This window comes from Streptomyces sp. YS-3 (assembly GCF_045257485.1).
Classification (GTDB): domain Bacteria; phylum Actinomycetota; class Actinomycetes; order Streptomycetales; family Streptomycetaceae; genus Streptomyces.
Genome location: NZ_JBJHPC010000207.1, coordinates 1 through 11297 on the forward strand (window position 1 = coordinate 1; position 11297 = coordinate 11297).

Annotated in this window: 12 protein-coding genes; 4 read left to right on the forward strand and 8 right to left on the reverse strand. The window is 71.8% G+C overall.

The window, feature by feature from the left end; translation table 11 throughout:
• From ACJA3G_RS18375 to ACJA3G_RS18400, 6 genes are all read right to left on the reverse strand, one after another.
• A partial coding sequence (locus tag ACJA3G_RS18375; protein WP_406554096.1) for a helix-turn-helix domain-containing protein occupies positions 1-474 on the reverse strand: 474 nt, incomplete at its 3' end.
• Positions 475-617: 143 nt separating this feature from the next.
• The gene (locus ACJA3G_RS18380; RefSeq protein ID WP_406554087.1) at positions 618-1463 is read right to left on the reverse strand and encodes a carbohydrate ABC transporter permease; all 846 of its coding nucleotides are present in this window, start codon (positions 1461-1463) and stop codon (positions 618-620) included.
• A complete protein-coding gene (locus ACJA3G_RS18385; protein WP_406554088.1) occupies positions 1460-2326 on the reverse strand; it encodes a carbohydrate ABC transporter permease in 867 nt (288 codons plus the stop codon). Before ACJA3G_RS18385 ends, ACJA3G_RS18380 begins: the two co-directional genes overlap by 4 nt.
• The gene (locus ACJA3G_RS18390) at positions 2323-3678 is read right to left on the reverse strand and encodes an extracellular solute-binding protein (protein WP_406554089.1); all 1356 of its coding nucleotides are present in this window, start codon (positions 3676-3678) and stop codon (positions 2323-2325) included. Before ACJA3G_RS18390 ends, ACJA3G_RS18385 begins: the two co-directional genes overlap by 4 nt.
• A 115-nt stretch (positions 3679-3793) precedes the next feature.
• Positions 3794-4498 carry a response regulator gene (locus ACJA3G_RS18395; protein ID WP_406554090.1) on the reverse strand — a complete coding sequence of 235 codons (705 nt, stop codon included), beginning with the start codon at positions 4496-4498 and terminating at the stop codon, positions 3794-3796.
• A complete protein-coding gene (locus tag ACJA3G_RS18400) occupies positions 4495-6087 on the reverse strand; it encodes an ATP-binding protein (protein WP_406554091.1) in 1593 nt (530 codons plus the stop codon). The genes ACJA3G_RS18395 and ACJA3G_RS18400 overlap by 4 nt, the downstream gene beginning before the upstream one ends.
• 234 nt (positions 6088-6321) lie before the next feature.
• Between ACJA3G_RS18400 and ACJA3G_RS18405 the strand changes: the two genes are divergently transcribed.
• From ACJA3G_RS18405 to ACJA3G_RS18415, 3 genes are all read left to right on the forward strand, one after another.
• Positions 6322-7695, forward strand: a complete 1374-nt coding sequence (locus ACJA3G_RS18405) for a cation:dicarboxylate symporter family transporter (protein WP_406554097.1) — start codon at positions 6322-6324, stop codon at positions 7693-7695.
• Positions 7696-7766: 71 nt separating this feature from the next.
• The gene (locus ACJA3G_RS18410) at positions 7767-8540 is read left to right on the forward strand and encodes a DUF2127 domain-containing protein (RefSeq protein ID WP_406554092.1); all 774 of its coding nucleotides are present in this window, start codon (positions 7767-7769) and stop codon (positions 8538-8540) included.
• An 11-nt stretch (positions 8541-8551) separates the two neighbouring features.
• Positions 8552-8899 (forward strand): hypothetical protein, encoded by a 348-nt coding sequence (locus ACJA3G_RS18415; protein ID WP_406554093.1) that lies wholly within the window; start codon positions 8552-8554, stop codon positions 8897-8899.
• A 43-nt stretch (positions 8900-8942) separates the two neighbouring features.
• Here the strand turns inward: ACJA3G_RS18415 and ACJA3G_RS18420 are convergent, their stop codons facing one another.
• A complete protein-coding gene (locus ACJA3G_RS18420) occupies positions 8943-9818 on the reverse strand; it encodes an aldo/keto reductase (RefSeq protein ID WP_406554094.1) in 876 nt (291 codons plus the stop codon).
• Position 9819: 1 nt separating this feature from the next.
• A complete protein-coding gene (locus tag ACJA3G_RS18425; RefSeq protein ID WP_406554095.1) occupies positions 9820-10740 on the reverse strand; it encodes an NAD-dependent epimerase/dehydratase family protein in 921 nt (306 codons plus the stop codon).
• A gap of 53 nt (positions 10741-10793) precedes the next feature.
• Here ACJA3G_RS18425 and ACJA3G_RS18430 point away from each other — a divergent pair.
• A partial coding sequence (locus ACJA3G_RS18430; RefSeq protein ID WP_406554098.1) for an Lrp/AsnC family transcriptional regulator occupies positions 10794-11297 on the forward strand: 504 nt, incomplete at its 3' end.

The following is an 11297-nucleotide window of genomic DNA, read 5'->3' on the forward strand; positions in this document are numbered from 1 at the left end:
GAGGGGGAGGAGTTTGGAGGCGGGGCGGACGTAGGCCTGCCAGCGGGTGGTCACCGCGCTGCGCAGCAGTTCCGCCAGGTCCTCGTGCTGGCCCGTCGCCGTGACGTACTCGCGCAGCGACAGTCCCAGCGCCTGGGTCAGCGCCTCCGACTGGCGCTCGTTGCCGCGCCAGCGGCCCGACTCCTCCATACGGAGGTACGCCCCGGCGTCGAGTCCCACCCGCCTCGCCAGCTCCTCGGGGCTGAGGCCACGGGCCATGCGGTGTTCGCGGAGCGTGGCCGCCGCGGCCATCAGATCGCCGGGGGAGCACCACAGCACCCCCGCCAGCGCGGTCAGCTCACGCGAGTCGGGGGTGGCGAAGCCGCGTTCCCAGGAGGAGACGGTCTCGGGGGAGACCCGCAGCCCGTACTGGGCGTACAGACCGTAGGAGACATGGCCGGGCGCCATGCCCAGCGCCTCGCGCAGACGGCGCATGGCGGGGGCGTTGAACGGCGGGGTGGGGTGCACGCGCACACCGTAGGTGCACAGGGTGACGGCTGACCACGGTGTGTTCACCCAAACCTGTCAGTCCGTAGGAAGGTACGGCTCCACTTATCGGGTGGGTCACGACCCGCCCCTCACCCCTTGACCGCCCCGCCCAGCGCGAAACCGCCGCCCAGGCGGTGGGCGATGGCCACGTAGAGGAGGAGCACCGGGGTCGAGTAGAGGATGGAGAAGGCGGCCAGCTCGCCGTAGACCACCGAGCCGTAGTTGCCGAAGAAGGTGAAGAGCGTGACGGACGCGGGGAGGCGGTCCGGGGAGAGCAGGAGCATGAAGGGGACGAAGAAGTTCCCCCACAGCATGATGAAGGTGTAGATCGTCACGACCGTGACGCCCGGGCCCATCAGCGGCAGCACCACCCGCCACAGCGTCTGCGGCATCGACGCCCCGTCCGTCCACGCCGCCTCCTCCAGGACCCGGGGCACCCCGTCCATGAAGTTCTTCATCAGCCAGATGGCGAAGGGCAGTTGCGCGGTCGCCAGGAACAGGGCCGTGCCGTACACCGTGTCGATCAGGTCCACCTGCACGAACAGCCCGTACACCGGGACCATCACCGCCGTGATCGGCAGACACGTGGTGAACAGGACCGTCAGCAGATACGGGCGGGTCAGGCGCGAGCGGTAGCGCGAGAGCGGATAGGCGGCGAGCACCGCGCACACCACCGTCAGGACGGTCGCGCCACCGCACAGCACCAGGCTGTTGAGCATCGGCGTGAAGGTGACCTCGTCCGTCCACACCGCGGAGAAGTTGTCCAGCGTGGGGGAGCCCGGCACCCGGACCCGCAGGTCCGCGTCCGCGTCCAGCGAGGAGAGCAGCAGCCACAGCAGCGGCAGCGCGAACGCCGCCGCGACCGCCAGCAGCGCCGCGTCGGCGGCCAGCCGTTCCCGGGTCCGGCGGCGCGGGCCGCGTCGGGGCACCCTCATACCTCCACCTTCATCAGCCGCAGGTACACCACGGAGAACAGGGCTCCCACCAGGAGCAGCAGCAGGGCCACGGCCGTCCCGTATCCGATCAGGCTCTTCACGAACGCCTGGTCGTACATGAACACCGGGAGCGTCTGGCTGCGCCGGCCCGGGCCGCCGCGGGTCATCGCCCAGATCAGCCCGAAGACGGAGAGCGTCTGGAGGGTGTTGAGCATCAGATTGGTGCCGATCGAGCGGCGGATCATCGGCAGGGTGATGTGCCAGAGCCGGCGCAGCCCGCTCGCGCCGTCCACCTCGGCCGCCTCGGTGATCTCCTGCGGGATCTCGGAGAGCGCGGCCGAGTAGATCAGCATGGAGAAGGCGGTGCCGCGCCAGACGTTGGCGAAGGAGACGGCCAGGATGGGCAGGCCGTACAGCCAGTTCTGGGTGGGCAGATGGAGCTGGTCGAGGATGGCGTTGAGGGTGCCCTCGCGGCGGAAGAAGGCGTACAGCAGGAACGCGGCGACGATCTCCGGCAGCACCCAGGCCGCGATCACCAGCGTCCCCGTCAGAGTGCGCACCGGCCGCGAGGCGCGCCGCATCAGGGCGGCGAGCGCGAGGCCCAGCGTGTTCTGCCCGGCGATCGAGGAGACCACGGTGAACACCAGCGTCAGCCACACGGCGTTGCGGAAGCCCGGATCGGCGAACGCCCGCCGGAAGTTGGCGAACCCGACGAAGGTGGTGCCCGAGGCGCCGGTCAGCTGCATGTCGGTGAAGGCGATGTAGACGCAGTAGCCGATGGGTCCGGCGAGGAAGAGCAGCAGGAGGAGGGTGGCGGGGGCGAGGGGGAGCCAGCGCAGGGCCGCCGCACGGCTGCCTCTCACCGCTTCGTCACCGCGCCGCCGGTGATCGTGGCCAGTTGCCGGTCGTACGCCTGGGCCGCCTGCGCCGCCGTCGAGTCACCGGTCGTCACCGCCTCCATCGCCTCGCCGATGGCCGTCGACACCTGGGGGTAGACGGGGAGCGCGGGGCGGTAGTGGGTGTACTCGACCAGGCCGGTGAAGAAGGAGACGGCGGGGGCCGAGCGCAGATACGCCGGGTCGGCCGCCACATCCTCGCGCACCGCGATCTGCGCGTCCGCCACCGCCCACTTCACGGCGTTCGCGGGCGTCTGCATCAGCCGCACGAACTCCCAGGCGAGCGAGGGGTTCTTGGCCTTCTTCGGGATCGCCCAGGTCCAGCCGCCGGACAGGGAGACCCGGCCGGGCGCCTGCCCGTCCCTGGTCGGCATCGCGGCCTGCCCCAGCACGCTCGGCCACTGCGGCCAGTCGCGGGTGCCCCGGCCGCTCCAGAACTGGCCCAGCCACGAGCCGTCCAGCGCGATCGCGAGCTTGCCCTCGGGCAGCCACTCGGTGGCGACGCGGGTGTTCACATTCGGGTCGAGCGCGTCGGAGACATCGGGGCCGAGCTTCTCCCCGTACACCGTCCGTACGAAGTCGAGCGCGTCCTTGAAGCCCTGCGAGCCGGTGACCCACTTCTTGGCGGCGGGGTCGTACAGGGGATTCTCGCCGGTCCCGTACAGCAGCATCTCGAAGCCCTGCATCACCGCCGCCTCGCCGACCGCCTTGCCGGTGAGGACGTTGAGCGGGATGACGCCCGGGACCTTCTTCTTGATGGTGCGGGCGGCGTCGAGGATGTCCGCCCAGTTCCTCGGCTGCCAGTCCTCGGGCAGTCCCGCCTTCGCGAACAGCCGCTTGTTGAACCACAGGCCCCGGGTGTCGGTGCCGTCCGGGACGCCGTACGTCCTGCCGTCCTCCGCCTTGGCCGCCGTCTTCGCCGTGGGTACGAAACGGCTCCAGGCGTCCCAGGTGGCCAGCTTGTCGTCCAGGGGCCGCAGATAGCCGGCCTTGATGTCGGAGTTGATACGGAAGGTGTCCTCGTACACCAGGTCCGGCGCGGTCCTGCCCGAGCGCATCATCTGCTGGGCCTTGGTGGCGTAGTCGTTGTCCGGGGCCTGGATGGGGACGAGCTTGACCTTCTTCCCCGGGTGGTCCGCCTCGAACTGCCGCTTCACCGACGCCAGGAAGTCGTCCTTGAAGCGGACGGTGTGGTCGGTGGAGCGGTTGTAGGCGACCTTGACGGTGTCCGAACCGCCGCCGGAGCCACCGCAGGCGGTGAGCGAACCGGCGGCGAGCACGGTGGCGAGGACCAGCGGGGCTACGGCGGTGGGGCGCACGGCACGACCTCCTCGGGCCACGAGTGGCTGCCCGGTGAACCTAAAGCCGCCCCGGTCCATGGTCAATGGGGCCCGTCGGCCGCCGCGCCCACCTGAGGGGCCGTCAAGTGGCTTGTCAGCGGCGGGAGTCGACCCAGCGGTACTGCAGTTCCGGGCGTCCGATCTGCCCGTACTGCGGGGTCCGCTCGGCGCGGCCCGTGGTGACCAGATGCTCCAGGTACCGCCGGGCGGTGATGCGCGAGATACCGACGGTCTCGGCGGCCTCCGACGCGGTGACCCCGCCCGCCGAGGACCGCAGGGTGCGGGTCACCGCCTGGAGCGTGGGCGCGCTCAGCCCCTTCGGCAGGGCCGTCGGCTGCGGTGCGCGCAGCGTGGACAGCGCCCGGTCGACCTCCTCCTGCCCGCTGGCCTCGCCGGCGGTCGCGCGGAACTCGGCGTACCGCACCAGCCGGTCGCGCAGGGTGGCGAAGGTGAAGGGCTTCAGGACGTACTGCACCACCCCCAGCGAGACGCCCTCACGCACCATCGTCAGATCGCGCGCCGAGGTCACCGCGATGACGTCCGCGCCGTGCCCGGCGGCCCGCAGCGAGCGCACCAGCTGCAGACCGTGCCCGTCCGGCAGATAGAGGTCGAGCAGCAGCAGGTCGACCTCGACGCGGTCGAGCACCCGCAGCGCCTCGGCCCGCGAGTGCGCGGCCCCGGCCACCGTGAAGCCCGGCACCCGGCCGACGTAGAGCCGGTGCGCGTCGGCGGCGACCGGGTCGTCCTCGACGACCAGCACTCTGATGGGCCCGCCGGCGGGCCCCTGGGTGGCGGTCATACCCGTACCGCCTCCCGGCGCAGCGGCAGCCGTACGGTGAACTCCGCGCCCCCGTACGGCCCCTGGGCCAGCGCCACGTCCCCGCCGTGCCGGGCGACCGTCATCCGCACCAGCGCCAGACCGATGCCGCGCCCGGGGCTCTTGGTGGACCAGCCGCGCTCGAAGACCGCGTCCGCGGCGGCCGGGTCGATGCCGTGGCCGCTGTCCGCGACCCGGACGACCAGCTCCTCGTCCTCGGTGGTGAGGGTGACCGCGACCCGGGCGCCCGCGCTGCCCTGGGCCGCGTCGACCGCGTTGTCCACCAGATTGCCCAGCACGGTGACCAGGTCGCGCGCCGGCAGGGTGGCCGGCAGCAGCCCGTCCTCGATGGCGCTGCCCTCGGTGAGCGCCAGCGCGACGCCCTGCTCATGGGCCTGGGCGGCCTTCCCCAGCAGCAGCGCGGCGAGCACCGGCTCGCCCACGGCGGTGACGACCTGGTCGGTGAGGGCCTGGGCGAGCTCCAGCTCGGCCGTGGCGAACTCCACGGCCTCCCGGACACGGCCCAGCTCGATCAGCGAGACCACCGCGTGCAGCCGGTTCGCCGCCTCGTGGGCCTGCGCCCGCAGCGCCTGGGTGAACCCGCGCTCGGAGTCCAGCTCACCGGAGAGGGCCTGGAGTTCGGTGTGGTCGCGCAGGGTCACCACGGTGCCCCGCCGGCCGCCGCTGGAGACCGGCCGGGTGTTGACCACCACGATCCGGTCGGCCGTCATGTGGACCTCGTCCGCCCTCGGCTCGCTCGCCAGCAGCGCCCCGGCGAGCGGCGCGGGCAGCCCGAGCTCGGCCACCGACCGGCCCACCGCGTCCTCGCCGAGCCCGAGCAGCTCCCGCCCGCCGTCGTTGATCAGCGCGATCCTGCGCTGCCCGTCCAGCATCAGCAGCCCCTCGCGCACCGCGTGCAGCGCGGCCTGGTGGTAGTCGTGCATCCGGCTCAGCTCGGCCGCGTTCATCCCGTGGGTGTGCCGCCGCAGCCGCGCGTTGATCACATAGGTGCCGAGCCCGCCGAACGCCAGCACCCCCGAGGCGGCCAGGGCCAGCGCCGCCATCTGCTCGCGCACCTGCTCGCTGATCGTGTCGATGGTGATGCCCGCGCTGACCAGGGCGGTGATCCGGCCGTGGTCGCGCACCGGGGCGACGACCCGCACGGACGGGCCGAGCACACCCATGTGCGTCTCGCTGAACGTCTCGCCGCGCAGCGCGGGCCGGATGTCGCCGAGGTACTTGCGGCCGATCTCGCCGGGCACCGGATGCGTCCAGCGGGTCCCGTCCGGGGCGAGGACCACCACGAAGTCGACGCCGGCGGTGTGCCGCAGGGTCTCCGTGTACGGCTGGAGGACCGCCGTCGGGTCCTTCGAGCGGACCGCCTCGGCCACCGCGGGCGAGGTCGCGACGGCGGTCGCGATCGCGGTGGTCTGGCGCCGGGCAGTCTCCTCCGCCTGGGCGCGGTCGTGGACGTACGAGTAGAGCGCGCAGCCCGCCACGATCGCCGCGACCAGCACCACCTGCATGGCGAAGAGCTGGCCCGCGAGGCTGCGGGGTCGGGGTATGCGCATGCCGGACAGTGTGCACCCGCGCAGGTCACGGTGAGGACAAGCCGTGTGAACGAAATGCACGCAAGGGTGACCGGCGTCACAGCTTGGGCGATAGTCGCGGGGATCCATCGAGCCACCGGGACACAGACGCACGTACGCGGGACGCGTACGGAAGCAGGAGGAGGCACCCCCGTGACCCCAGCAGCCGCCCGCCGGGACCGCCCCCGAGGCCACCAGGGCCAGGGAGGTACCGCCATGCGCTATCTGTATCCGGCGGTGATCGCCGCGGTACTCATCGGCATCACCGTCGGTTTCGCCGCCCCCGGGGTGGCCGTCGAGCTCAAGCCGATCGGCACCGGCTTCGTGAACCTGATCAAGATGATGATCTCGCCGATCATCTTCTGCTCGATCGTGCTCGGCGTCGGATCCGTGCGCAAGGCCGCCAAGGTCGGCGCGGTCGGCGGTCTCGCGCTCGGCTACTTCCTGGTGATGTCGACCGTGGCGCTCGCCATCGGCCTGGTCGTCGGCAACATCCTGGAGCCCGGCTCGGGCCTGCACATCACCGAGGCGACCAAGCACGCGGGCGCCAAGCAGGCGGCCGGGGCGGGCGAGTCGACCGCCGAGTTCCTGCTCGGGATCATCCCCAGGACGATGGTCTCCGCCTTCACCGAGGGCCAGGTCCTGCAGACCCTGCTGATCGCCCTGCTCGTGGGCTTCGCGCTGCAGGCCATGGGCTCGGCGGGCGAGCCGGTGCTGCGCGGCATCGGCCACATCCAGAAGCTGGTCTTCCGCGTCCTGTCGATGGTGATGTGGGCGGCGCCGGTCGGCGCGTTCGGGGCCATCGCGGCGGTGGTCGGCGAGACCGGCACGGACGCGCTGAAGTCGCTGGCCGTCATCATGGTCGGCTTCTACATCACCTGTGCGCTCTTCGTCTTCGTGGTCCTCGGTACGCTGCTGCGCCTGCTGGCCGGGGTGAACATCTTCCGGCTGCTGAAGTACCTGGGCCGGGAGTTCCTGCTGATCCTGTCCACCTCCTCCTCCGAGACGGCGCTGCCCCGGCTGATCGCCAAGATGGAGCACCTGGGCGTGAGCCGGGCGGTGGCGGGCATCACGGTGCCCACCGGCTACTCCTTCAACCTGGACGGCACCGCGATCTACCTCACGATGTCCTCGCTCTTCATCGCCAACGCGATGGGCGACCCGCTGAGCGCCGGACAGCAGATCTCGCTGCTCCTGTTCATGATCGTCGCCTCCAAGGGCGCGGCCGGGGTCACCGGCGCGGGCCTGGCGACCCTGGCCGGCGGCCTCCAGTCGCACCGCCCCGAACTGGTCGACGGGGTCGGCCTGATCGTCGGCATCGACCGCTTCATGAGCGAGGCGCGGGCGCTGACCAACTTCGCGGGCAACGCGGTCGCCACGGTCCTGGTGGGCACCTGGACCAAGGAGATCGACACCGTACGGGTCGAGGAGGTCCTCGCCGGGCGCGTCCCGTTCGACGAGACGACCTTCGAGGCGGGCGACGCCCACGGCCCGGCGGACCCGCCCCGGGAGCCGCGGCGGGAGACCGTCCTCACCAAGGAAGCCGCCGCTCAGGACGGACCCGGCCCCAAGGAACCCGCCACCCCCTGAACGCGTCCGGACAGGTGTCCACTACCGTGCGGGGCGTCCGTCCGGAAGCGGTGACGGGGAAAGCGAGCGGAATGAAGATCGACTGGGACCGGCGCACCTGCGCGCGCAAGGGCCATGTGACGTACGAGCCGAGCGAGGCGGAGCTGCGCGAGCGGCTGCGCGCCGAGACCCGGCTGGGCGAGGCCTGGCGCTGTCTGCGCTGCGGCGACTTCGCCCTCGGCACCCCGCACGGCTCGGGGCCCGCCGACGACGCGCCGCTGGTGCCGCGCGGGAAGGTGCTGCGGGACCTGTTCATCCTGCGGTTCCTGGCCGTGGAGCGGCTGGTGCGCGGCGTGTTCATCGTGGCGGTGGCGGCGGCGGTGTGGAAGTTCAGCAACAGCCAGGACGCGGTGCGCAAGCTCTTCGACGAGAACCTGGACGTCTTCCGCCCGGTGTTCCGGCACTTCCACTACGACCTGGACCACTCGCCCGTCGTCGGCACGATCCAGAAGTCGTTCGGCTACAAGCACTCCACGCTGGTGGCGGTGGCGGCGGCGCTGCTCGTGTACGCGCTGATCGAGATCGTCGAGGCCGTCGGGCTGTGGCGGGCCGACCGCTGGGCGGAGTACCTGACCGTGGTGGCCACGGCGATGTTCCTGCCGCTGGAGGTCTACGAGCTGACCGAGAAGATCAGCTACCTCAAGATCACCACTCTGGTGCTCAACATCCTCGCCGTGCTCTACATCCTGCTCTCGAAGCGCCTGTTCGGGCTGCGGGGAGGGCGGGCAGCCTTTGAGGCGGAGAGGCACAGCGCGTCGCTGATGGAAGTCGAGGCGACGGCCGGCCTCCCGGTGGGGACGACGTGAAGGGAACCGGAATGATCAAGAAGTTCACAGCGGTACTGGCCCTGCTCCTGGGCACCGCCCTGGTGGCCCCGGCGGCGGCCGAGGCCGCGCCGAGCGCGGTGGTGCGGACGGTGTCCGCACAGCCCGCGTCCGACGCGCTCGCGCCCGCCGCCGCACCTGCGGCGGCCACGGCGCACCAGGCGGTCGGCGACGCCTCCCATGTGACGCTCGCCAAGCCCAAGAAGAAGAAAAAGAAGAAGGGCTTCTTCAAGAAGCTGGGCATCTTCCTCCTGGTGATCTTCCTGCTCTTCGTGGCGCTGATCGTCCTGGTGATCTGGCTGATCGTCCGCAAGATCCGCAACCGCCGCACGCACCACTGACGCGGAGACGGACAGGGCGGCGGAGGGGGGACGCGGACGCGGCTCAGGGCAGCAGCGCCCGCTCCTCCTCGCCGAGGACCAGATCGGCGGCAGCCGCCGAGTCCCGTACGGACTCGGGCCGGCTGCCGCCCGGTATCGGCAGCACGTGCGGCCCCAGCGACAGCAGCCAGGCGAGCGCGACCCGCTGCGGGCTGACCCCGCGCTCCCGGGCCACCCGGTGGAAGCCGCCGAACGCGGGGTCCGCGGAGACGGCCGACGCCCCGTCGAGGGAGCTGCGCGAGATCCCGCCGAGCGGACTCCACGGCAGGAACGCGAGCCCGAGCTCCGCGGTGAGCCGCAGCTCGGGCTCGGCGTCGCGGACCGCGGGGGAGTAGCGGTTCTGCACGGACACCAGCCGCTCCCCGAGGATGCCGTGGGCCAGCCGGATCTGTCCGGCGTCGGCGTTGGAGATCCCGGCGAGCCGGACCGTACCGTCGTCGAGCAGTTCGCGCAGCGCGCCCAGCGAGTCCGCGTACGGGACGGCCGGGTCCGGCTTGTGCAGCTGGTAGAGGCCGATCGCCTCGGTGCCGAGCCGGCGCAGCGACTCCTTGGCGGCGCGCTTGAGGTGCTCCGGCCGCCCGTCGACGCTCCAGTCCCCGTCGCTCGTACGCCCCCGGCCGCCCTTGGTGGCCACGAGGACGTCGGAGGTGTCGCCGCCGTACGAGGCGAGGGCGCGGGCGAGGAGCAGCTCGTTGTGCCCGGGCTCGCCGCCGGGGGCGTAGTAGGAGTCGGCGGTGTCGAGCAGGGTGATGCCCGCGTCGAGTGCGGCGTGCACGGTGGCGAGGGCGCGTGCCTCGTCCGGCCGCCCCTCGATGGACAGGGGCATGGCGCCGTACCCGATGGCGCCGGCCCTCAGGGGGCCGAGTGTGCGGTGGCGCATGTCAGTTGTCCCCCTTGGCGCCCGTGAGCGTCTGTGCGATGGCGTCCGTGAGCCATTCCCCGCTGTGCGAGAAGGTGAAGCCGAGCTGTTCGGCGCGGGTGGTGTCCATGCCGTACGAGCGCCGGAAGGCGAAGGGCGAGACCTCCCCGATGTCGACGGTCCGGTAGCGGGCGGGCCCGCCGCCGATCGCGGCCACGATGTCGCCGGTGGTGAGCGGCCCGTGCGAGGCGGCGTTGACGGGTCCGGTGAAGTCCTGCCCGGCGGCCCAGAAGAGGAAGTCGGCGATCTCCTCGACGTTGATGTAGGTGGCCGGGTGGTTGGGCGCGGGCACGGCGATGGGCTCCCCGGCGCGGAGCCGGTCGGCGTAGTGGGTGACGCGCCCGGTGAAGTCGTCGGCGCCGCCGAGTACGTGGGCGACGCGGACACCGACGTACGGGAAGCCGGGCGCGGCGAGGACGGCCTCGGCCTGGCGCTTGCCCTCTCCGTAATGCGAGCCGGCGAACTCCGGGTCCTGCCAGGGGAGTTCGAGGTCGACGTCGACGGTCCGGGGATCGACGGCGCCCTCCGCGACCGGCGCGGCCGAGTCCTCGTACTCGTACACCTCCACGGTCGAGGTCATCACGTACCGGCGGGTGCGGGGGGCGAAGACGCGGCGGGCGATGGCGGCCTGGCGCGGGGTGTAGCAGACCTGGTCGAGGACGACGTCGAACGTCCGGTCCCCGAGGGCGGCTTCGAGGGCGGCCTCGTCGTCACGGTCGGCGACGAGGTGGACGACGCCGGGCGGGGGTGGGGAGGAGCCGCGGTTCAGTACGGTGACGTGGTCACCGGCGGTGACGAGGCGGGCGATGAGGCGCTTGCCGAAGTAGCGGTTGCCGCCGATGACGAGCACGTGGCGGGCCATGTCCGCCGGGTGGGATTCCATGTACTCAGTGTTACGTTCACGGCCGTGGGGCTGAAGGGGGAAACGTGGGAGAACTGTCTGCGGTACCGAAGGAACCACGGAGTTCGAGGGCGTCGGCCAACGATTCCTCACCGGCCTTCGATCAGGTGGACCGGCAGCTCCTCGAACTGGTCCAGGCGGAGGGCCGGATCAAGCTGAGCGAGCTGGGCCGGCGGGTACGGCTGAGCCCCGCGGCGGTCACGGAACGCCTGCGGCGGCTGGAGTCGGGCGGGGTGATCACCGGGTACGGGGCGCGGGTCGATCCGGCCCGGCTGGGCTACGGCATCCAGGCGTTCATCCGGGTCAACCCGCACGGCGGCTACACCCTGAAGCACCCCAGGACGCTGGAGCTGATGGAGCGCGAGGAGATCCGGGAGGTGCACCACGTGGTGGGCGAGGACTGCTGGATCATCAAGGTCGCGGTGGCGGACACGGGGCATCTGGAGGAGGTGCTGGGGGAGGTGTCGGCGCTGGGCCGGACGACGACGTCGATCGTGCTGTCCTCGCCGGTGGGGGGGAAGGGGTTGGTGCCTCGGGTG